This window comes from Larkinella ripae (genome assembly GCF_054780775.1).
In genome coordinates, this window is record NZ_BAAGVR010000024.1 from 52,972 (window position 1) to 75,600 (window position 22,629).

Here is a 22,629-nt window from a genome sequence, read left to right on the forward strand (position 1 = left end):
GTAGGATTCTCCGCAAACTACAAACTATTGTAAGGCCGTGAAAATGATTGCGGTGGAAAGCGGGAATGTGCCGGAGAAATTGGAAATCAGGTACTAAAATACGTATTTAAGGTTACCTTAACCGTTTCCCTTCCTTGCTGATGCTTAGCCCTTCGCCTGCCACCTGGACCGACGACTTTCTGTGGAACAAACGACGGCTGGGCGACCCGCTCGCCGACGACACCATTGCCGCCATTCTGCGCGATAACCAGAAAGGTGAAATCGACCAGATTTTTCAGATGCTGGTCCAGAACCGCCATTTTCCAAACCCGGCTTTCGACGTCCTGCCCGACCGCCTGAAGCAGATTGTGGAAGATTATTTTGCCAAAACCCGCCACCTACCCGACTGGGCCGAACCGTTTAAACTTATGGTGGCGGCCGATGTTTTCAGGCAGTACGGGCCGAAAATTCTGCTGTTGCTGCTCTGTAAATCGCTGCCGCTCTGTTACACCTGCTGGCGGGGCGCCAAGGTGCTGTACCGCACGGGCCGGTTGCGGGTGCACGACGGCTCACTCGATTCGTTCACCCGGCGGCTGATGGAAACCGCCCAGTTTGTGGTCAACGTGCTGACGCTGAATAGCTTCGAGCACGACGGAACGGCTATTGTTTCCATTCAGAAAGTCCGGCTGATGCACGCCGTGATCCGGTATCACGCCCAGCAGCACCGCTGGGATGTGGAGCAATACGGGATTCCGATCAACCAGCAGGATCTGGTCGGCACGCTGCTGTCGTTCGGGGTCGTGATCATCGACGGTTTAAAGCAGATGGGCATCGAACTCACGCCGGAGGAGCGCGACGGCTACCTGCACCTGTGGAAAGTCGTGGGGCACCTGATTGGCGTTGACGACGACCTGAACACGGCCGATGACGACGACGGGCGGTTTTTGATGAACGCCATCCTGGCGCAGCAGGCCGGTCGCTCGCCCGATGGCGGACGCGAGGGGATTGAACTGACGGAAGCCTGCATCGACCTGATGAATTCCCGGCTGTCGTTGGGTCCGCTGCAAAAACTATCGCCCTACTTCATCCGGTTTTTCATTGGTGATCCCTACGCGGATTTGCTGGAAGTAGCCAAAGACGACGCAGCCGATGACTCGGCGGTTCTGAACGCCATTCAGTGGCTGGACCGGCGGTTTCAGGCGACCGGCGACCGGCATCTGCTCATGGGTGCGCTGGGCCGGGCCTTCAGCAACCAGATGATCGACCTGGTGATGGCGTATTACAACGGCGCGAAAAGCGAGCAGTTTTACCTGCCGTCGGCGCTGACCGACACCTGGGAATCGGAAAAACCGGATTTCCGGATTCCGCCCGCGCAGACCATCGACGAAGTTATTTTTTACCTCGATAAAGTAGCCCGGCACCTGCGGTCGCAGAACAATCCGATGGGGCTTTTTGCCGCCATTTATAAATTGGTGACGCAACGGGTAGCCGAAGGATTACGGCTGGGTTTATTCGAGAATCCAATCGAGATGGAGCGGGTCGATGTTGGTTTCGGAAACCGCTATTTCGAAGCCATCAATCAGTATTTCGATGGGAAACCGGCGTCGGCCCCCTGGCAACTGTCGTTCGACGCGGCCCGGACGGTTATTACGACCGATCAGTATATTTTTTCGGCGGCCAACGCCCATATTTCGTACGACCTGCCCATTGTGGTGGCGGAAGTCTACCGGGGCAAAGACATGGAGCGCTTCAAGAACGATTTTGCAAAAATGAACGAACTGTTCGACGATATGTATGACCAGATGAACGACAATGTGGGCCGGGTTTTCCGGCCGTTCGGCACGCTGGTGACTTATTTTTCGGACAAAATCAAGGCCGTTGAACGGGCTTATATGAAAAAAGGCCGCGATCTGGCGTGGGAGAAAAGCCTCGGTCTGCACCAGGCTAAATCGGAAACCGAGCGCCGGCGGCTTCTGGCGGAGCTGGAAACAGCCTCGGCCACGCTGGGCCGGAAGGTGGCTTATCCGCCGATCCTGCTCCGCCTGCCGCTGGGCTACATCGCCCGCAAGGAATTCGGAACGACGGCCCACAAAGTAGATGTGATGTTGCGGACGGCCCTGCTGCCAGCTGTTTCCTGAACGAAAAACCGGATGCAATGAATCGACTTATAGGGCTTGTCTTACTGAGTCTGCTGCTTTTTTTCCGGGCCGGAGCCGATCCGGTGCGGGTGAGCGATCTGAATCAGGTGTATGAGGTGTTCGGGACCAGTGACCTGCTGGAGGCAAAAGCCGGGGCGGTTTCCATCGATGACCTGCTCCGCAACCCGGCGCAATTCCGGTTTGTTCCGACCGAAAACCGCCTGATCAAGCCGTTTAATTACCAGTTGGGCTACTGGTTCCGGTTTCAGATTACCAACGCAACCGACCAGGCGGTATTCCTGCAATTTATCTACGCCGGCACCGAATACATGCGGGTGTACGAAACCGCCGAAAACCGGGTGCTGGCCTTTCACAAGCTGGGAAGTCTGCAACCGCAATCGGCCGAATCCTTTCGCAAAAGCATTCAATTCTGCCCGGTTCTGGCCCGCGGAGGCCAGACCAGCACCTTTTACGTGTACATGGAAGGCGTACTCACGACGGCCTTGCCCATTCGCGTCCTGTCTACGGTTAAGTTGCTGGAAAGCCAGCACCGGTCTGATTTGTTTTACGGAATTTACTACGGTTTTATTCTGATCATCATTGTGTATAGCCTGGTGCACTACATCCGTCTGCGCGATGAAGGCAACCTGCGGTATGCCCTTTGGGTGTTGTTTATCGGGCTGCAAATGGCCCTGTTCCGGGGGCATACGACCGAGTTTTTCTGGCCCGCGAACCCGTCAATCGAACGGTATGCGACCGCGCTGGCTTCGGTGACCGGGATTTTGCATGTGTTGTTTACGTTGACGTTTCTGCGGCTCCGCCTGCTGGCGCCCGTTTATTTCAAAATCGGAATTGGCATTCTGGTCCTGTATTCCCTTGGATTTCTGCTGAATGTCGCCAAGGTCAGTCTGGCCCGGCAGTCGGGTCAGCAGATTGACGTAATTCCGCTGATCGCTTTGCTGGAAGGCATTTTCAGCATTGTTGCGGGCATCGTCACCCTGCGCGGGGGCTTTCGTCCGGCTTTCCTCTACATCGTCGGAAATGTGTTTTTCTACATCGGTATCTTCGTTTTTCTGCTCTACGTTTCCGGCCAGCTGCCCTACGGTTTCTGGACCTACGAAAGCATTCACCTCGGGGTGGGAATCGAAATCCTGTTTTTTGCCGTCGCCCTCACCTACAGCGTCAACTTGCTGAAAAAACGGCGCCAGGAAGCCGAACGCGAGCAAATCCGGCTGTTGCAGGAAAACGAGCGGCTGGTGAGCGAACAGAATACGGTTCTGGAGCAGAAAGTCCAGCAGCGCACCGAAGAACTCCAGATTGCCAAGCAGCGTTCGGAGGAGTTGCTGCTCAATATTCTGCCGGCGGAGGTGGTCGAAGAACTGAAACTGACGGGCCGCTCGAAACCGCGCCGGTTTGAGCGCGTCACCGTGTTGTTTACCGACATAAAGAATTTTACGAGCACGGGGGAGCAGCTTTCTCCGGAGGAACTGGTGGCCGAAATCGATTACTATTACCGGACCTTCGACGGCATTCTGAGCCGGTATCGCATCGAAAAAATCAAAACCATCGGTGACGCCTACCTGTGTGCGGGCGGTTTGCCGGTGGCCTACCCCGAAAATCCGGTTGAGGTGGTTCGGGCGGCTCTGGAAATGCGGGCGTTCATGCTGCACAACCAGCGCGAGCGGCAGGCCAGCGGGCTGCGGCATTTTGAGTTTCGGATCGGGATTCATACCGGGCCGGTGGTGGCCGGCATTGTGGGCGACCGCAAGTTTGCCTACGACATCTGGGGGGATACGGTCAACCTGGCGGCCCGCATGGAGCAGCACGGCGAAGTCGGCAAGGTCAACATGTCCGCCAGCACGTACCAGTTGGTAAAAGAGTATTTTGAGTGCAGCTACCGGGGCAAAATTGCCGTAAAAAACAAAGGCGAAGTGGATATGTATTTCGCGGACGAACGGGTGCCCATCGCGGAGGAAGCGGTTTAGGATCACCGGCGACCCCGTTGCAACCCTGAACCGCTTGTTTGCAAAACCCGGCAAACCAACAAAAAACCGGGTTGATGATTTGGACAAATCATCAACCCGGTTTTGCTTGAAGCGGGCGGTTTTACTCCGTCAGATTTTTCAGGTACGCAATGCTTTTGGGCACCTGATACGACCAGATGGGGCTTTCGTCCTCGATGAAATAGTGCTTGATGCCCACTTTTTTGGCAGTTTTCAGCACCATCGGCATGTCGATCTGCCCCGTTCCCAGCGTCACGTCGTTTTCCTTCGGCGTGCCGCCGGTGAGGTCACCCTTCACGCCTTTTTTGAGGTCTTTCAGGTGCATCAGTTTCCAGCGGCTGCCGTATTTATTCAGCAGTTTAACCGGGTCGGCACCCCCGTGGGTGACCCACAGAATATCCATTTCAAAGGAGACGTATTTCGGGTCGGTGTTCTTCACGAGGTAATCGAACAGCGTACCGTCTTCGTACGGCTGGAATTCAAAACCGTGGTTGTGGTAACAGAACGTCAGGCCGTTTTCCTGCAACACTTTGCCCACCCGGTTGAAATCTTCCACGGCTTTTTTGGCGTTTTCAAGCGTGAAATTCCCACGCTGATGCGGGATCGAGGCAACCATGACGTATTTCGAACCCAGCTCTTTGGCACTCCTGACCACCGCCATTGGATCTTTGACCAGTTGATCATAGCCCGCTCCGGTGCCCGGAATGCTGATGTTCCGGTCTTTCAGCATTTTCTTGAACGCTTCGGTCGTGACGCCCTCGGGTGTACTACCTTCCATTTCGGTGATGCCCAGCGACTGAATGGTGTCGAGGGTAGCCTCAACGCCTTTCGGAAAACTGTGCCGGTAGGTATACGACTGAATACCAATCGGAAACGTGTAGATTTTCTTTCCTTTCTGGGCAAAGCTGTGGCCGAAATCGAGCAGCAAAGCCGCCAGTACAAAAAAAGCAATTCGCGTTTTAGTCAACATGGGTTTAGTGGAAAAAGTGAATTAATGCAATTTGTCGTTCAGCAGTTTGATGAAATAACCGCCGACCACGGAACGCGCCTGAAAACCGACCTGCTTGCCGTCGGTGGTTTCGTGCCAGTCGCTGAGCGGCACCCGGCTGGGCGTCTGGTCGGCATACTTGAAAATCGGCTGCACCAGTTGCTGAAAATCCTGCGGTTTGTCGGCAATGGTGGCCGTCCAGATGATCCAGTCCGACTTGGTGTAGGTTTTGCGGCTGTCGAGCGGCAGGCCAAACGCTTGCTGTTTGGTGAGGTAATACCGAATTTCTTTTTCGGCCACTTCTTTCGGGAAGATGTTCAGATCCAGCAGCTTATCCCAAACCAGGTTGTACTTCTGGCTCCAGCTTCCCTGCGGTTTGTCGAACGTCAGGGCGTAGTGATCGCCGTCCTGCGCCATCTGTACCCACTTCTGCGCCAGCTCGCGCGCGAGCTTGAGGTGTTGTTCGCCCACTTCGTTTTGGCCCAGCTGTTTCGCCAGATACCCGTACGAGGCAATGCCCATGATGGCTTTGACGCTCAGGTTGGCGTTGCGGGCCAGGTGTCCGGCAAAATCGTCGGTGCAAAGCTGGTTGGCGGGATCAAAACCGTCTTTTTTGAGGTATTCCACCCAGGTCGTCAGCGTCGGCCAGTGTTGTTTGGCGTAATCGGCATTTTTCTCCACGACGGCGAGGGCGGCTGTCAGAATAATCATGTTCCCGCTTTCTTCCACCGGCATATCTTCGCCGTAGGTCTGCCCGTTCGCCAGCGGATACGTCCCGACGTCGTGGGCGGCAAAGGGTTTCGTCCATTTTCCGCTTTCCGAATACTGAAAAATCGGTTCCATCATGCCCTTCAGCAAGGTCGGATTATAAACCAGAAACATCGGAGCCGACGGATACGTAATGTCCACCGTTCCGATGGAGCCGTTGCTGAAGTTTTCCTTCGAGAAAAACAGCACCTCGCCCTTCGGACCGGCCACGGTTTTGTGGGCCGCAATGGTCTGGCGGTACACTAACTGGCAAAGGTCGGCGTAGGCTTTTCCGCCCGACTTTTCGGTGTCGGTATACAGTTGCCGGTCAAACTGGCGGCATTTTTCCAGCAGTTGAGCATATTCCTTTTCGGCGGCTGCCAGCATTTTTTCGGCGGTCATACTTTCGTCGCGACGCCACCAGCCCCGCAGGTTTTTCCCGAAATACTGCACCGAATAAATATCGTCGTAGCCCAGAATGACGTGGACGGTTTTGGGCGTTTGCGCAACGGAACCCAGCGATTGCGAAACCGCCAGCGAACGGTTTTCGGCAGCGGCCGGTTGCTGGGCTTCATCGACTACTTTCCCCTGGCTGACAAAACTGCGGAACAGAGCCGCCGGTTGGCCGATGCCGGTTTGGGTGGTCGAAGCGGCCGGAGCCGCCAGCAGCGCGTAGCCCCAGTCGATCCGGACGTCGTCGCCTTTGCGGCCCAGAACCTTCTGTTCGGTGGTACCGATGGACAAAACCGTTAGCCCGTCGGCGGAAGAGCGTTTTCCGGCCACTTGCTGCATGGGCTGGTGGACGCTCAGCAGACCCGATGCCGCCGTGTAAACCTGCACCGTATGCGGTTTTCCGTCGGTCGACTGGGCCGAGTAGGTGAGGTAAGAAGCCGGGCGGGTGGCCACCTCCAAGTTATCCAGCAAAAACGGCGTCGTGAACGTAACCGTCAGCGCAACCGGTCCGGCGGCAAATTGGTATTCGGTTTGCGTCGCCTGCACCTTTACACTTTGTTGCTTCGCCAGCTCAACCGGCGCGCCCAGACTCACCTTCCGTTCGTCGGCCAGCCCAACATCGACGTACCCTCCGCCAACCGGGTTCAGACAACTGACCGCTAGGACATTGACCCCTTTTTTTAAAGCCGCTTTAGCCGCCGGAGCAAGCGGAAAAACTTTGTAGTCGCCGACGTAACTGTGACCGCTATCGTAGGCTTTTACACCATTAATGTACACCACCACGTCATCGTCGTGGCTCATGTTCAGGACCAGATTTTCAAAATTCAGATCGCTGATGGTGACCGTCCGGCGATACCAGACTTCCTTGGTTTTCCAGATCGTAGCCGGTTTGATGGGGTTGCTGAAAGCACCGTCGCCGATGGGCGCCTGGCCGGTTTTCCAGTCGCCGGAGGGTTTAAAACCGGGTTTCTCCCAGCCGTCGGCCGGTTTCTGGAATGTGTAGGTCAGCTCATACGGGGCGGTTTGTGCCGTCGAAACAACGGGTTTGAGGGTGGTCATGGCGGCACCCATAAACCGGTACGTGCGGTTATCGACCCGAATCAGGCCGTCGATTGGCTGGTTTTTGCCCGTCCAGTGGCGGGTGGGCGAAGCATTGAGCTGGTCGTTGAAGGCCCAGATGCTGGTATACGGATCGAGCGTCACCAAGGGATACGCCGGTGGGCGCTGGGCCAGCACCGGCAGGCAATGACTGGAAAGGAAAAAAAGGAAAAGCAAACGGGTAGCCAGGCGCTTTCGCATCAGAACAGGAGATTAGTGGAGCGTCGTATTGTTCGGGAGTCAGATCCGAATTTTCGGACGCACGAATGTAGTAAAAATCATGGGATGTCGGGGGCTGTTGCCTCGAATTGGCGTTGGTCCACTAGTTTGGAAGACACTGCTTTCAGCTCCCAAAAATTGTCCTGTCCAGAAACGCATTGCGAAATTTGCCTTTCGGATCGTAGTCGGTCAGCATTTTCCGGAATTCGGGCAGTTTCTCGTACCGCGCCTGGAGTTGCGCGGGCGTGATGGTGAACAGTTTCCCCCAGTGGGGCCGCACTCCGAACGGCGCCAGCTCTTTTTCGATCATCGGCAGCACCTTTTTGACGGAATTCCAGTCGGGTTTCCAGGTGAAGTGAATTGCAACCGACGGCTGTTTGTAGCACGGACTCATCCAGAAATTGTCGGCGTCGATGGTGCGGATTTCCGAAATGAACAGGTGCGGACTGATGTGGTCGCGCAGCCGCTCGACGGCCAGAATCGCGTCGACCGCCTGACGGGCCGGCACAAAATATTCCGACTGCAATTCCTTGCCGCTGCTCGGCGTGAAGCCCATCCGGAAGTGGGGCAGGCGTTCGTACCAGGGCCCGGGCACACCCAGTTGTTCGGTGCAGTTGACGGCGGAAAGTTCGGCGATCGGGTGGAGGTTCTTTCGGGAAAGTCTGGCGCCGTAAAAGTCCGGTTTGGCGTCCGGCATTTTTCCGGTTCCGATGCGTTCTTTCAGCCAGACTTCGTTGACGCGTTTTTTCTGCCAGTCGGTAAACAGGCTGACACTGTAGGCGCTCGATTCGATGGCGTCGAAGTGGTTTTTGAGCTGCTCCAGCGGCAGGTTCTCGTAGACATACTGGCGCATCTGGAAAGTCGGCAGGATGTCGAGCGTCACTTTGGTAACCACGCCCAGACCGCCCAGGTGCACCACGGCCGCCCGGAACGTTTCGCCATCGTTGGCCCGCGACAGGGTCCGGATTTCGCCGTTGGCCAGCACGATTTCCATCGCCGAAACCGCCGTCGCTAAATTGCCGTTTTTGACGCCCGAACCGTGCGTGGCCGTAGCACAGGCCCCGGCAATAGAGATGTGCGGCAGCGAAGCCAGGTTGTGCAGCGCGAATCCTTTGCCGTGCAGATACGTCGCCAGGTCGCCGTATTTCATGTTGGCGTTCACGGTAACGGTTTTGGCCTTGGGATCCAGCGCCAGCACCTGATCCATTTCCACCAGCGAAATCAGTTGGGCGGTGCTGTCGGCGATGCCGTTGAAGCAATGCCGCGTGCCCAGCACCTTGAGTTTGTCGAATTTTTTGATCAGTTGCGGCACCTGCGCCAGCGTTCGGGCCTGCTCGAGTCGGCCGGTGCTGTAGGCGTAATTGCCCGCCCAGTTTTTAAGTTTTTCATCCGCCGTCCAGTGCGCCAAGGGGGGCAAAACCGGGGCCGCCAGCAAGGTCGAGGAAAGTTTCAGGAAGGTGCGCTTTTTCATGAGATGGTTTTTCTTCGTGCGGTTTTTTCAATCGGGTGACCGGTTATTGGAGAAAAGCAAAAAAGGCGGTTTTCATACTGTCGGGCGGTTTTTTGGATGCTGTCAGGGAGGGGCGGCAAGGCGGTTTTGGGCAACAGCTCGATAAAAACCGGGATACCTTTGATCAAGTGCCGATCTTTGAACCGCTTGATGAAAACGGAAGCTGGCATTTACAGGCGACGGATTTGGGTGGGGAAGCAGGCATACCGCAGGGTGGCTGGTAACGTCCGCAGAGCGGTTTTGCCCAATGAGCCTCTTCGCTTTTTCGGGAAATGAAAACATCGCTGGACTGGAAGATCTTCATCAGGGCCGGCAGCAGAATCGGATGCCAGAATAACCAAAAAGGGGAAGATCCGCGATAGCCCAACGGAAAGATTCCTAGGCTCCCATCAGGCCGGTTCATACCGCAGCAAAACCAGTCCGGACGCGTACGTTTTGGTTTCCAGGTGTTTCAGATTCGGGCGGGCGAGGTCGGCCGGAAAGAGCGGTTTCCCCTGTCCCAGCGCCGAAGGACAGATCCGAAGCTGGTACTCGTCGATCAGTCCGGCTTTGATGAGATGCTGCGCCAGCGCGATACTGCCCCACAAAACCATGTTTTTGCCCGTTTGCTGCTTCAGAGCCCGAACCGCTTCGGCAGCCTCGGTTTTGATCACGGTTGCTTCGGGCCACGTTCCCCAGGGCGCGCGTTCCAGCGTCTTTGAAAAAACCAGTTTGGGCGTGGTATTCAGGCGGTCGGCAATTACCTCGGTGTCGGTGGTGGCTTTGGGCCAGTACTCGACAAACTCCCGGTACGTAGTCGCCCCCAGCAGAATCGTGTCGATGCCCTCCATAAAAGCCAGAATGTCCTCGTCGGATTCGGTGCTCAGCTCCGGTGCGGTAAAAAAGTCGATTTCGCCCTGGGGTCCGGCGGCAAAGCCATCGACGGTGACCCATTCCTGAAGAATTACGTTTCGCATGACGGTTGTGTTGTTGGTTTTCTGACTTCAGGCCACGACCGGATGGCCGGACGATCCTGCTCACTTTGTTAAAGCCTTCCGGGCGGTTTTTGTTTACTCCCAATCGGGTAGCTAACGGAATCAGGGTCCTGTCACGGCATAAATGCTGTCCTTTCCTGTCCTATTGGTAATCCGTGAGTAGGAATGGTTACTTTTAGCTTTAGAAAAGAACTGACTCAGCATCTGACAGATAGCGATACGCATCGTGCCGCCCGCCGGAAAAAGCCGGTTTCTGGCCGGTCATCGGCAGAACCAGTGCCAGCGGGCCGGACCAGCGCGCCGGGCCGCCGGTTTTTGGAAAACCGGGTCGTCCTTTCCACGCAGCCGGTAAGCAGATTTAGGCCGTCGGATCATGGACTGCAATGGATTTTCTCCTAAATTTAAAAAGAATATTCTTAAACACCTTACGACTGTTTTTATGAACAAATCCCGTTTGCTGATTCCGCTTCTTCTCCTTTTTTTACTCCCCGGTACGGACAGCATCGCCCAGTCGTCCAAGACTAAACCGGCTGTTCAGGATACCGCGAAAGTTGACCGGGAGTATGCACTGGAAGCTACCATGCTGGGTTTTTTTGCCAAAGACGGGGCGCGAAACCCAACCCTGAAAGCCAACAAAGGCGACCGGGTCCGGATTATGATCACGAATGGCGAGGTCATGACGCACGATATTGCACTGGAGAAGCTCAAACTCAAGAGCAAGACCATTCTGGAAAAGGGCGCCAGCACCAGCATTACGTTCAAAGCCGATCAGAACGATACGTATTATTGCTCGGTTCCGGGCCACCGGCAGGCCGGAATGGTCGGCAGTTTTGAAATTGTCGAAGGGGCCATTGCGCAGGCCACCATTGCCGGACAGGTGCCGACCAAAGACGGTCAGCCACTGAACCTGAATTTCGAGTCGGGCAGCCTCAAAGACTGGACGGCCACGGGCGACGCCTTCGCCAATCCGCTGGTGAATGCGGACCCCTCGCCGGTGCACGAAAAAGAAATGAGCATCGGGTTTGGCGGGAAGTATTTTCTGAGCAGTGGCGGAACGGTCAATTACAAGCAAACCGGCACCTTAACGTCCGTGCCGTTCAAGGTAACCCAGCCGTTTGCCGCTTTCAAAGTGTCGGGGGGCGCCTTGCAGGATACGCGCGTTGAGCTTGTGCAGGCCGGCACGAACAAGGTCATTTACCACATTACCGGACAGGGCCGGGCCACGCTGCAACCCGCCGTGGTGGACCTGCAACCGTATCTGAATCAGGAGATTTTTATCCGGATTGTCGACAACGAAACCGGTATTTCGCAGATTCCGTACATTCCGAACGACAAATGGGCGCACATTAATTTTGATGATTTTCAATTTTATGCCACGCGGCCGGATTTTCCGAATGAGCTGAAGCAAAAAGATATAATCATCCTGCCGCCCCTCGATCCGGTTTTGAACGCCGGACTTTCGGGCGTGGAAGCCGCGAAAGCCATGACCCCGCCCAAAGGCTTCAGAGTATCGCTGGCTACCGCCGAACCGGAGATCATCAAACCGATCTGTTTCACGATTGACTGGCGGGGGCGGCTTTGGGTGGTCGAATCCCATACCTACCCGGTTCCGGCACCGGAAGGACAGGGGCGGGACAAGATTTTTATTTTTGAAGACACCAACGGCGATGGCACGCTGGACAAAAAGACGGTTTTTGCCGAGGGGCTGAATCTGGTCAGCGGCATTGAGGTCGGCCTGGGCGGAGTGTGGCTGGGGGCCGCTCCGTATCTGCTGTTTATTCCTGCCGATTTCAAAACCGATAAACCAACCGGCCCGGCCCAAAAACTGCTCGATGGCTGGGGCACGCAGGATACGCACGAAACCCTCAACAGCCTGCGCTGGGGGCCGGACGGCTGGCTGTATGGCACGCACGGGGTCTTTACGCATTCGAACGTCGGAAAACCGGGTGCACCGGACGCGGAGCGGACCAAAATCAACGCGGGGGTCTGGCGGTATCACCCCACCCGGCACGAGTTTGAAGTGTTTGCGGAAGGCACCAGCAATCCCTGGGGGCTTGATTTCAATGATTACGGTCACGCGTTCATTACGGCCTGCGTAATTCCGCATATGTACCACATGATTCAGGGCGGGCGCTATCAGCGGCAGGGCGGGAAGCACTTTAACCCGTATACCTACGACGACATCAAAACCCACGCCGACCACGTTCACTGGCTGGGCGAACGGGGGCCGCATGCGGGTAATTTTCGCTCGGGTTCGGCCGGGGGCGGACACGCCCATTCCGGCGCCATGATATACCTCGGCAATAGCTGGCCGCAGGAGTACCGCAACGATATTTTTATGAACAACATCAACGGCGCCAAGCTGAACCGGGATCATCCGGCCCGCGCCGGTTCGGGCTACAAAGTGACGCACCAACCGGATTTCATGGCCATGAACGACTCCTGGTCGCAGTGGCTCAACATGAAATACGACGCCAGCGGCTCGGTCTGGGCCATCGACTGGTACGATAAAAACCAGTGCCACAGCGCGAATCCGGATGTGCACAACAAAACGATGGGCCGGATTTTCAAGATCACGCACGATAACGACAAATGGGTGCAGGTGGATCTGGCCAAAGCATCGGATAAGGAACTGGTCAATTACCAACTGAACGGCAACGAATGGTACGTGCGGCAGTCGCGGCTGCTTTTGCAGGAACGCGGCCCGAACAAAAAGGTCCACAAAGCCCTGAAGGAAATTCTGGCGACCAACCCCGATGCCACCCGTAAACTCCGGGCGCTGTGGGCCCTGCACGCCACCAGCGGACTGACCGAAAAAGAGCTGACCGACCTGCTGGGCAACGAGAGCGAATACGTTCGGAGCTGGGCCATTCAGTTGCTGGCGGAAGATAAAACCGTCGCGCCCGAAACGCTGAAACGGCTGGCGGCCCTGGCGCAGAATGACCAGTCGGCCCTGGTCCGGCTTTATCTGGCATCGGCCATGACCCGGATCGAACCCGGCCAGCGGTGGGAAGTGCTGGCGGCTCTGGCGCAGAAAGCCGAAGATAAGGACGATCACAACCTGCCGTTGCTGGTGTGGTACGCTTCTGAACCGCTGGCGGCTATCGACATGAAACGTGCCCTGGAAATGGCCCAGAAATCGAAATTGCCGAAGCAGTTGTCGTACACCATTCAGCGCATTGCCGCCATTGGCTCGGAAGACTCGAAAAAGCTGCTGAAAGGGCTGAACGAGCGTGTGGGAAAACTGGATCACACGCACGAAAACCACGAGCTACAGACCCTGCTGGCGAAGGTGCTGGAGGAGTAGCCCGCTGCGCTGCTGGCCGGAGGTGGCGGGGCTATCCCTGGTCCGGGGCGCACCACCTGATCCGGGGGCTGCGCTCCCGGTTATCCGAAGTCAACCCTGAAAGGGTTGCGACGACATAACTAATCATCCGACAACCCTGGAGGGGTTGACTACGAGTAGCCAGGGGCGCAGCCCCCGGCCTCCGTGCAGCCTCCGGGACCCAACGCCATGAAATCAACGATCAAAATCGTCCTGGGTACCTTCCTGCTCTACGGCGGCCTCACAAACGCCCACGGCCAGGAAAAACCGTTGTTTAAAATACGCCAGCAGCAGGCAGCAACGGCGCCGGGCGCCGAAAAACCGGTCAAACCGGTGGTGCCGTCCAACGACTTTAAAAAGACCAAACTGACCGGCGATTTTATTTCGGAGGGCGTCGCCGTGGCCGATCTGAACAAGGACGGCAAGCTGGACATTGTGGCCGGGTATTACTGGTTTGAAGCCCCTTCCTGGAAAAGACACGAACTGGCCCCTTCGCGCGTGTTCGATCCGCGCAAGGAATACAGCAACTCGTTTCTGAACCTGGGCATGGACGTCAATCAGGATGGTTGGGACGATGTTGTGGTGGTCGATTTTCCGGGCAAACCCGGTTTTTGGTTCGAGAATCCCAAAAATCAGCCGGGCGGATCCGGCGGTGCGGAATGGAAAAAACACATCATTGCGGATTCCGTCGGCATCGCGAACGAATCACCCGGTTTTATTGATATCGACGGCGACGGGCGGCTGGATATTCTGTGCGGAGATAAAGACAAAAAGCAGATCGTCTGGCTGAAACCGCCGACCAAACCCGGTGATACGGCATGGCAGCGGTTTGCGCTGAGCGCAGAAAAAGTGCCCGGCACCGAGATTTTCTCGCACGGCATCGGGTTTGGCGATGTGGACAAAGACGGCCTGAATGACGTGGTCGTGCGCGAAGGCTGGTTCAAAGGAACGGCGGACCGGAAAGCGGGCAACTGGGTGTTTCATCCGGCCAGCCTGGGCGAACCCTGCTCACACATGCAGGTGCTGGACGTCAACGGCGACGGGAAAAATGACGTCGTGAGCGCATCCGCCCACGCCCTGGGCATCTGGTGGCACGAGCAGGTAACGGACGAGTCGGGGAAACTCAACTTCAAAACCCACCTGATGAGCAACACCACCGCCCAGACGCACGCGTCCATCATGGCCGATCTGAACGGCGACGGTCGGAAGGATTACATCACCGGCAAGCGGTTTCTGGCGCACCACGGCCGTGATCCCGGCGACAGCGATCCGGCCATTCTGCTGTGGTTTGAGTTTCGGCCCGGCAAAGAACCGTATTACCAGGAGCACGTAATCGACAATGACTCGGGGGCGGGACTCAACATCGTGGTGCAGGACATGAACAACGACCGCCAGCCCGACATCGTGATTGCCAATAAAAACGGCGTTTTTCTGTTTGAGAACCGGATTAAAAACTAGCAGTTTTTGCCTTTTATTTCGGCAGGGCTGCGTCCGCCAGCAGGGCTAACCGCACCGTGAACCGCTCCGGCGACTCCTCGACGCTGGGCGGAGGCAGATTCAGCATCTGGTATTTGGCAACGATGTTCGTCAGTCCGACGCCGTTGGAAAGCGCCCGGCTTGCTTTGCGTTGCAGGGTGTTCTGCACCACCAGCAAGCCCTGCTCATCGATGGTGATTTGAATGGTAAGCGGTTTTTTGGCCGAAACGACATTGTGTTTTACGGCATTCTCCACCAGCAGTTGCAGCGTAAGCGGAGGAAGCTGGGCGGTTTGATGGGGTTCATCAACCGCGATGGTCAGGCTGAGGCCGGCCCCGTAGCGGGTTTGCAGCAAATGATAATACGAATCAATAAACCGCAGTTCCGTGGCCAGGGTGGTCAGGTGTTCGTCATTGGCCCGCAGAACGTACCGATACACCCCGCTCAGTTTATCGACGAACTGTTCGGCCTGTTTGGGGTCTTCGCTGATGAGCGACGACAGTGAATTCAAAGAATTAAACAAAAAATGCGGATTGACCTGCTGCTTCAGCACATCGAGCTGACTTTGCAGGTTGGCAACCCGTAACTTCTCTTTTTCCTGTTCCGCCCGCTCCAGCTCCTGCCGATACCGCGACGAATCCTGGCTGTTGAAGTACAGTTCGTAAATGACCTGATACAGAATGACGAGAATGATGGCGTGGAAAAAGTCCAGCCCATACACATTCATCCGGAAAACGGTACTACCAAAACTGAGCTGGAACGAGCCGTCATTGTGCCGGAAATCGGCCAGGGTTCCGTGGCTGATCCCGTATTGTAGACTGTCGATGAACCAGGAAAACAAGGTCGTGGCGGACACGCAGCACACAAACGTGATGGCCAGCCGTTTGAAGGACTTCGTTTGGGGCCGCCGGGAAGTCCGGAAGTGGGCAATGATGGCCCGGTTCAGATGCCAGGTCAGGGTAATCGAAACGCAGTTAAACAGAATCTGAAGCGCTAGCTCGCTCGTCAGGGGCTCCTGAAAAACCCCGTCGCGCAGAAACGACATCGCAATCAGCAGGCCAATACCAACAATTCGTAACCCGGTGTCGTTAGGAAAACGGCTGTTCATCAACGTAAAAAGCTACGAACTTTTTGTGGGGCGGTTTTTCGAATCCAGGAGCAGACGACCCAGGATAGAAACCAAAATGGATTGAAACGCTACGTTAAGGATGCAAATTACAAAAACCGGCAATAGAATTGAGCCGGTTTCCGGAATAAAGTGGTGGGTTGCCCGTAGGGCCTAAAAGCCAAAACCAACGGTGAGTTGCCAGAGGTTCGAGCGGGACGACGAAACGTTGGTGAGTTCGTTGGCGTTCGCCGGTTTCGATTTGCCCAGTCCGCCTTCGCGCCGGAGGTCGAGCTGCATCCCGGCCAGCGATAACCCAATCCCGGCCTGATAACCCAACTGAGCGGTTTTGGCGGTTTTGCTGAACGGTTGCGTCGTGTATTCCTGAAAGGTCGTTTTCAGCTTGCCGCCCAGAACCGGCAGGGAAGCCATCGGCCCGGCGTTGAGCCGCAGCGGCCCCAGTTTGATACCGACCAAAACCGGCAGATCAATCGTCCCGACTTTTACCTGAATCGACTGCGTGGCCAGTCCTTGCCGGATGATATCGAATTTGCCGCCTTTAACCGAAAACAGGACTTCGGGCTGGATGTAGAATTTGTTGCCAAACCGGGCGTATAAACCGCCCGTAATGCCGAGCGTGCGGGTGTCGTTTTGCTGAAAAAAGTCGTAGACCACCTGACCGCCCGACAGCACGGGCAAGCCATCGACGCCCAGGCGTGGTGTCTGGTAGGACAGATCGTCGAGTTTGGAAAAATTGGCCCCGGCTTTCAGGCCGAACGAAAAGCGTTTGGTGGACTGGGCGAATCCGGCTGCGGAAACGAGCAGGCAGCCCAGTGTCAGGAGTAGGAGGGTAGCGGTTTTCATCCGTAGAATTTGTTGTTTGTGTCGTGATTTGTAAGGCTGAAATTGGGGCAGGAAGGCGGTTTTCGAAACAACTTTCGGAATGAGTTGCGGAGGCTGTTGCGCCAAGTGCGGCAAAAGCGGGTTGGATTGGAGTTACGCGAAGAATTGATTTTGAAAACCGGGTTTACCAGACTAACTTTCCCCACTTGAAAGACCTATACTCAACTTATCCGTATGAAATTAGTGGTTGAAACAACGCCCAAAGAGGTGGAATTGATCCAGACGGCTCTGACCCGGCTGGTGAATGAATTGAAGGGACAGCCCAACGCCCTCACGAAATGGGGACTCACGCAGGTCGATCTCGGCCGGATCGAACGGTTTCGGGATGCCTTGCACGCAACGCCCCTGACGGAGTAACCGCCGTATGAATTCACCCGTACTCAACTGGTATCGGAAATGAAAAGCGTACTGTTTCTCCTCATTCTGGGCTTCCTCTCCTGTCAGGATGAACCCACCTGCGAGCAAACCGATGACGAAGCCACGGGCATCATCACCCGCGTGCTGAGCAATCGCGTAGCCTACGACCAGAGCACCGGCGACCTAGGGACCCGGGGCCTCCTGATCACGACTTCCGAGCAATACCAGCGCGTGTTTGCCAACTGCTGCAACGGAACGCTGGGCGCGGTCAATTTCAACGAGAACGACGTTATTGGCTTATCCACCGTCAACCAGGGTTGCAGCAGCAGTTACCAGCGGGATGTAAAACGGGACGATGCCGCCAAACGCATCGTTTACACGGTGACCGAACGGTATTGCCGGAAATGTTCACCCGTCGATGGGCAGGGCAATTTCGTGGTCATTCCGAAGGTGCCGGGCGGGTACACGGTGGAGTATTTTCGGCGACCGTAGAAACGACGGGATCACTCCCCGGTTTCAAACAGCTCCACGTTCGTGACCGCCCATTCGCCCGCGATCATGGGCATACCGCGCAAAACGCCCCGGTTGTTGGTGCAGATCAGGTACAGATCGCCGGCTTGAAAAATGGCCACAATCGGTTCGCCGGACGTTTCCGATGGCTGGCCAACGGTTTCGGTCAGGCTAAACCCGTTGTCGTCGAACGTGATCGAGTAAATGCGCTGATCGCTGGTTTCGTAGCGGTGTTTCAGCATCGCTTTCCGCAGAATACCGTATACTTTTTCCGCTTCGTCAGGATTTTTGGTGGCAGGAACGAAGAATTTCATATCTTTTTAAGGTTTACAGTTTACGGTTTTCGGTATACGGTTTTCAGGTTCCGGTAGCTGACGCCAGCTAAGGTCGCGGGTTTATCAGGCGCCAGCCACCGAAAACCGTATGCCGAAAACGAAGGTCTATTTCTTCCACATCAACGTATTTCGCTCCTGATCGACAAAGCCGGCGGATTCGTACAACTGCTTGGCGCGGGGATTGTATGTTTCGGTTTGCAACAGAATGGTCGATACGCCCAACTCGCTGGCGAGCTGCTGAATACTGGCCAGCACCCGCCGACCCCGACCCGCGCCCCGGTGGGCTTCTTCGACGAACAACTCGTCGATCAGGGCGGTTTTTCCGCCGAACTCAAACGCAAAACCGTACGTCAGGGCCGCATAGCCCACCCGCTGCTCCTCGTGTTCGATCAGCCAGAGCGAACCCAGGGCCGGATCTTCCACCACCTTCTGAATGAGGTGTTTCCGGAGCGAGCGGTCGAATGGATACTCGAAATGACGGCAAAACGTTTCCATCAGGCGCAGGAGGGCAGCGGCATCGTCGGCGGTTTCGACCCGGCGGAGGAGATCGGTGGCAGGCTGATTGGGTTCCAAGGGCGGTAAAATACACCAAAGTTTAAAAAACTTCATTTTTTTCTTGACTCTCCCCTTACGTCATAGCCTACATTTACAGCGTCCATCACAGTAAGACCGTGAGTATGAGAACGTATTCCGTAAAAAAACTGGCGAGTCTGGCGGGAGTAAGCGTGCGCACGCTCCACCACTACGACCGCCTGGGACTTCTAAAACCGTCCGTTCGCACGGAGGCCCGGTACCGGCTTTACGGCGAAAAAGAGCTGATCCGACTGCAGCAGATTCTCTTTTACAAGGAACTGGATTTTCCGTTGCTGGAAATCCGGCAGGTGCTCGAAGACCCCCATTTCGATCTGATAACCGCGCTCCGGAGCCACAAAACCGCCCTGCGCGACCGTCGGGATCGGCTCACGACTTTGCTGGGGACGATTGACAAAACCATTTCAAAACTAAAAGGAGAAGAAACCATGTTGACAGACGAAGAACTATACGCCGGTTTTCCCAAAGAACAGGCGGAAGCGTACCGGCAGGAAGCCGTTGCCAAATACGGCGAGAACGTCGTGGAAGAATCGGAGAACAAACTCCGCAAACTCAGCAAAGCCGAACTGGCGAACGTGAAAGCCGAAGGCGAGGCCATTGCCCGGACGCTGGCCGAATTGATGGGCAACGACCCGGCCGCGCCGGCCGTGCAGCAGCAGGTAGCCCGGCATTTTGCCTTTATCAAAAAAATGTGGGGGCCGTCGGTTGGCAACGGCGACACGCTGGCGGCTTACCGGGGACTGGCGCAGTTGTACGTCGATGACCTGCGCTACACCAGCCAGAACGGCGAGCCGAACCCCGCCTACGCGCAGTTCCTGAGCCAGGCAATGACGCATTTTGTGGATGCGCAGGGGAAATAGCGTTTGAGGTTTGAAGTTTCACGTTTAACGAGTGCTGACGCGCGAAAATCTGGCGGCAGCCCCGTTAAACGTGAAACTTCAAACCTTAAACGTTTTTATCAAAATACTGTCGCATGAACAGCAGTTGGTAACCGAGGGCGTTGTTCCAGTAGGGCCAGTTGTGGGCACCGGGACGGGTGATGTAGTCGTGGGCCACGTTCCGATCCAGCATCTTCTGGTGGAGGTTGTTGTTGACCCGAAAGAAAAAATCGTCCGTTCCGCAGTCGATGATCAGCGCCAGCGAACCCGGCGTGAGCAGATGCAGCAGGTTGATGACGGTATTTTGCTCCCAGCGGTCGGGATACTGGGCGTACGTGCCCAGCTTTTTGGCCATGTCCCAGTTGTTGGGGAACGGCCGGATGTCGACGCCCCCGCTCATGCTCCCGGCGGCCCCGAACACCTCCTGGTGCTTGAAAGCCAGATACAGTGCCCCGTGTCCGCCCATGCTCAAACCCGTGATGGCCCGGCCTTTGCGGTTTTTGACGGTTTTATAATGGCTGTCCACCCAACTCACCAACTCCGTTGCCACGTAGGTTTCGTACCTGGAGGTCGGGTCGGCGGGACTGTCGAAATACCAGCTTGAGAAATTCCCGTCCGGGCAAACGATAATCGACTGGTACGCATCGGCCGCCTGATGGACGGCGGGTGCTTTTTTGACCCAATCGGCGTAATTCCCGCTGTAGCCGTGCAGCAGATACACCACCGGAAATTCTTTGCCGCCCGCATACGAATCCGGCGTTAGCACCACGGCTTTGATGGTTTTTTTCATGGAGGGGCTGTACGTCTCAACGGTGTCGATTTTGGAGGCCCGGGCCGATGAACAGGCGAATAAAAGAAGGGTTAGGATGCGTACAATGCGGGTTGCAGTCATTGGTTTTCAGAAAGATGTAACGAAAAAAACAGGCCCGGCGGACCCGGCGGTACGCGCGGTTTAGGCACGCATCCGGTGCAAAATAAAACCATTTCCAAACTTTTTGTATCTTCAAAGCGGCATTCCTCTTCAAAACAGACGCATGAAATCATTTTTATTTCTTTGCCTGCTGACCGGCACCGCCCTGGCTCAGCTTCCGACCAAACGCCCGATTCAGCCCGCCGATATTCTCCGGTTGCAAAACATCAACGATCCGCAGGTATCGCCGGATGGGGCGTGGGTGGCCTACACCCTGTCGTCGGTGGACAAGGAAAAAGATAAACGCAACACCGACCTCTGGATGATTAGCTGGGACGGCAAACAGTCGGTCCAACTGACGAACAGCCCCGACGGCGAATCCTCACCCCGCTGGAGTCCGGACGGGCGGTTTTTGTCGTTTGTAGCAACCCGCAACGGGGATAAGGACAGCCAGTTGTGGCTGCTTGACCGGCGCGGGGGCGAGGGCAAAAAAGTAACCGATCTGAAGGGCGAACTGGAAGAGTATGAGTGGGCGCCCAACGGCAAAACCATTGCGCTCGTCATGCGGGACAAGGATTATTCGGATTCGGCGAAAACCAAAATCCGGAAACCGCACGTCATCGACCGGTTTCATTTCAAGGAGGATACGAAAGGCTACCTCGACCGGCGGGCGGCCCATTTGTTTCTGTTCGATGTGGATACCAAAAAGCTCGACACGCTGACCCGCGGAACGTACGACGAATCGTCGCCGGTTTGGTCGCCCGACAGCAAACAGATTGCGTTCGTCAGCAACCGAACGGCCGATCCGGATAAAAATGAAAACTCGGATGTATTCGTCATTGATGCCAAACCGAAATCCACCGCGAAGCAACTGACCAGCTGGGCGGGCTACGACCGCAGCCCGGTCTGGAGCCCCGACGGTTCGCAACTGGCTTATCTGCGCTCCACGGCCGCTACGAATTTCATCATGTACGACCAGCCGGTTTTGTGTTTGATTCCGGCCACCGGAGGAGAACCGAAGTTGCTGTCAACGGCCCTGGACCGGCCGGTTCGGAACCCGCGCTGGTCGCCGGACGGGAAAACCGTAGCGGTTCTGGTGGACGACGATCGCCGGACGTACGTCGGTGCGTATGAACTGGCGTCCGGCAACCTGAACCGGCTCGCCGGGGGTGACTGCGCCTTTGCCGACCTGGAACAAAACCCAAAGGGCGGCTGGGCAACCCTCATGAGCAAACCGCAATTGCCGGCGGAAATTTACGTGGTTGAAAACGGCGAAACCCGGCGGCTGACGACCCTTCAGGATGATTTTGTGGCTCCGTTGCTGCTCGCCAAAGTCGAAGGATTCACTTCGCGCAGCAAAGACGGCACCCAGGTGTCGAACATGCTGTTCCGGCCCGCGCACGTTCCGGCCGGGCAGAAACTGCCGACGATTCTGTTTATTCACGGCGGACCGGTTGGGCAGGATAATTTCGGGTTCGATCTGTCGCGCCAGATTCTGGCCGGGGGCGGTTTTGTGGTGGCCGGCGTCAATTACCGGGGCAGCAGCGGGCGCGGGCTGGCGTTCTGCAAAGCGATTTACGGCGATTGGGGCAATAAGGAAGTGATTGATATTCTGGGCGCTACGGATTATCTGGTGGCCAATGGCGTTGCCGATCCGGCCCGGCTGGGCATCGGCGGCTGGAGCTACGGCGGTATTCTGACCAACTACACCATCACGGCTGACCAGCGGTTTAAGGCGGCCGCCAGCGGAGCCGGAAGCTCGTTGCAGATGACCATGTACGGTTCCGATCAGTACGTGACCCAATACGAAAATGAACTGGGACTACCCTGGAAAAATACCGATAAATGGCTGAAAGTATCGTTTCCGTTTCTGAAAGCCGACCGCATCAAAACGCCGACGCTGTTTATGGGGGGCGAAAAGGATTTTAACGTTCCGATTGCAGGCAGTGAGCAGATGTACCAGGCGCTGCGATCGCTGGGCGTGCCGACCCAATTGATTGTTTATCCGAATCAGTTTCACGGCCTTTCGGTGCCGAGCTACCAGACCGATCGCTTCGACCGGTACCTGAAATGGTTCGATCAGTACCTGAAAACGTCGGTAGCCGCTTTGGAAACCAGCAAAAAATAGTC

The 22,629-nt window shown here is 56.1% G+C and carries 18 protein-coding genes; 9 read left to right on the plus strand and 9 right to left on the minus strand.

Translation table 11 applies throughout. From position 1 onward, the window contains the following. The first annotated feature begins 140 nt into the window (after positions 1-140). Together ACYVHX_RS18900 and ACYVHX_RS18905 are read left to right on the plus strand one after the other, a co-directional pair. Positions 141-2,117, plus strand: a complete 1,977-nt coding sequence (locus ACYVHX_RS18900) for a DUF5995 family protein (protein WP_460673242.1) — start codon at positions 141-143, stop codon at positions 2,115-2,117. 17 nt (positions 2,118-2,134) lie between these two features. After that, the gene (locus ACYVHX_RS18905; RefSeq protein ID WP_460673243.1) at positions 2,135-4,102 is read left to right on the plus strand and encodes an adenylate/guanylate cyclase domain-containing protein; all 1,968 of its coding nucleotides are present in this window, start codon (positions 2,135-2,137) and stop codon (positions 4,100-4,102) included. A gap of 121 nt (positions 4,103-4,223) precedes the next feature. Here ACYVHX_RS18905 and ACYVHX_RS18910 read toward each other — a convergent pair whose 3' ends face one another. The 3 genes from ACYVHX_RS18910 to ACYVHX_RS18920 all read right to left on the minus strand — a co-directional run bounded on the left by ACYVHX_RS18910 (position 4,224) and on the right by ACYVHX_RS18920 (position 9,096). Beyond that, complete coding sequence (locus ACYVHX_RS18910; RefSeq protein WP_460673244.1) at positions 4,224-5,090, minus strand: sugar phosphate isomerase/epimerase family protein; 867 nt, start codon at positions 5,088-5,090, stop codon at positions 4,224-4,226. Positions 5,091-5,111: 21 nt separating this feature from the next. Then, positions 5,112-7,607, minus strand: a complete 2,496-nt coding sequence (locus ACYVHX_RS18915; RefSeq protein WP_460673245.1) for a glutaminase family protein — start codon at positions 7,605-7,607, stop codon at positions 5,112-5,114. Positions 7,608-7,749: 142 nt separating this feature from the next. Next, positions 7,750-9,096, minus strand: a complete 1,347-nt coding sequence (locus ACYVHX_RS18920; protein ID WP_460673246.1) for a D-arabinono-1,4-lactone oxidase — start codon at positions 9,094-9,096, stop codon at positions 7,750-7,752. A 92-nt stretch (positions 9,097-9,188) separates the two neighbouring features. Here ACYVHX_RS18920 and ACYVHX_RS18925 point away from each other — a divergent pair, with 92 nt between their 5' ends. Next, the gene (locus ACYVHX_RS18925; protein WP_460673247.1) at positions 9,189-9,359 is read left to right on the plus strand and encodes a hypothetical protein; all 171 of its coding nucleotides are present in this window, start codon (positions 9,189-9,191) and stop codon (positions 9,357-9,359) included. Between the two features lie 165 nt (positions 9,360-9,524). On the opposite strand, the gene ACYVHX_RS18930 is transcribed toward ACYVHX_RS18925, so the two are convergent. After that, on the minus strand, positions 9,525-10,091 hold the full coding sequence (locus tag ACYVHX_RS18930) for a dihydrofolate reductase family protein (protein WP_460673248.1): 567 nt from the start codon (positions 10,089-10,091) through the stop codon (positions 9,525-9,527). Positions 10,092-10,548: 457 nt separating this feature from the next. Between ACYVHX_RS18930 and ACYVHX_RS18935 the strand changes: the two genes are divergently transcribed. Both ACYVHX_RS18935 and ACYVHX_RS18940 read left to right on the plus strand, forming a co-directional pair. Beyond that, on the plus strand, positions 10,549-13,416 hold the full coding sequence (locus ACYVHX_RS18935) for a PVC-type heme-binding CxxCH protein (protein ID WP_460673249.1): 2,868 nt from the start codon (positions 10,549-10,551) through the stop codon (positions 13,414-13,416). A 207-nt stretch (positions 13,417-13,623) separates the two neighbouring features. Next, positions 13,624-14,892, plus strand: a complete 1,269-nt coding sequence (locus ACYVHX_RS18940) for an FG-GAP repeat domain-containing protein (RefSeq protein WP_460673250.1) — start codon at positions 13,624-13,626, stop codon at positions 14,890-14,892. Between the two features lie 13 nt (positions 14,893-14,905). Here the strand turns inward: ACYVHX_RS18940 and ACYVHX_RS18945 are convergent, their stop codons facing one another. Next, positions 14,906-16,018: a sensor histidine kinase gene (locus tag ACYVHX_RS18945; protein WP_460673251.1), complete on the minus strand. Its 1,113-nt coding sequence runs from the start codon at positions 16,016-16,018 to the stop codon at positions 14,906-14,908. 171 nt (positions 16,019-16,189) lie between these two features. Then, positions 16,190-16,879: an outer membrane beta-barrel protein gene (locus ACYVHX_RS18950; protein ID WP_460673252.1), complete on the minus strand. Its 690-nt coding sequence runs from the start codon at positions 16,877-16,879 to the stop codon at positions 16,190-16,192. Positions 16,880-17,092: 213 nt separating this feature from the next. On the opposite strand from ACYVHX_RS18950, the gene ACYVHX_RS18955 reads away from it, so the two are divergent. Together ACYVHX_RS18955 and ACYVHX_RS18960 are read left to right on the plus strand one after the other, a co-directional pair. Beyond that, positions 17,093-17,275 (plus strand): hypothetical protein, encoded by a 183-nt coding sequence (locus ACYVHX_RS18955; protein WP_460673253.1) that lies wholly within the window; start codon positions 17,093-17,095, stop codon positions 17,273-17,275. 39 nt (positions 17,276-17,314) lie between these two features. Beyond that, a complete protein-coding gene (locus ACYVHX_RS18960; RefSeq protein WP_460673254.1) occupies positions 17,315-17,767 on the plus strand; it encodes a hypothetical protein in 453 nt (150 codons plus the stop codon). An 11-nt stretch (positions 17,768-17,778) separates the two neighbouring features. Here the strand turns inward: ACYVHX_RS18960 and ACYVHX_RS18965 are convergent, their stop codons facing one another. Both ACYVHX_RS18965 and ACYVHX_RS18970 read right to left on the minus strand, forming a co-directional pair. Further along, positions 17,779-18,099: a hypothetical protein gene (locus ACYVHX_RS18965; protein WP_460673255.1), complete on the minus strand. Its 321-nt coding sequence runs from the start codon at positions 18,097-18,099 to the stop codon at positions 17,779-17,781. Positions 18,100-18,225: 126 nt separating this feature from the next. Next, positions 18,226-18,729 (minus strand): GNAT family N-acetyltransferase, encoded by a 504-nt coding sequence (locus ACYVHX_RS18970; protein WP_460673256.1) that lies wholly within the window; start codon positions 18,727-18,729, stop codon positions 18,226-18,228. A gap of 68 nt (positions 18,730-18,797) precedes the next feature. Between ACYVHX_RS18970 and ACYVHX_RS18975 the strand changes: the two genes are divergently transcribed. After that, positions 18,798-19,571: a MerR family transcriptional regulator gene (locus ACYVHX_RS18975; RefSeq protein WP_460673257.1), complete on the plus strand. Its 774-nt coding sequence runs from the start codon at positions 18,798-18,800 to the stop codon at positions 19,569-19,571. 85 nt (positions 19,572-19,656) lie between these two features. On the opposite strand, the gene ACYVHX_RS18980 is transcribed toward ACYVHX_RS18975, so the two are convergent. After that, complete coding sequence (locus tag ACYVHX_RS18980; protein WP_460673258.1) at positions 19,657-20,481, minus strand: alpha/beta hydrolase; 825 nt, start codon at positions 20,479-20,481, stop codon at positions 19,657-19,659. Between the two features lie 142 nt (positions 20,482-20,623). Between ACYVHX_RS18980 and ACYVHX_RS18985 the strand changes: the two genes are divergently transcribed. Next, positions 20,624-22,627 (plus strand): prolyl oligopeptidase family serine peptidase, encoded by a 2,004-nt coding sequence (locus tag ACYVHX_RS18985; protein WP_460673259.1) that lies wholly within the window; start codon positions 20,624-20,626, stop codon positions 22,625-22,627. Positions 22,628-22,629: the final 2 nt, after the last annotated feature.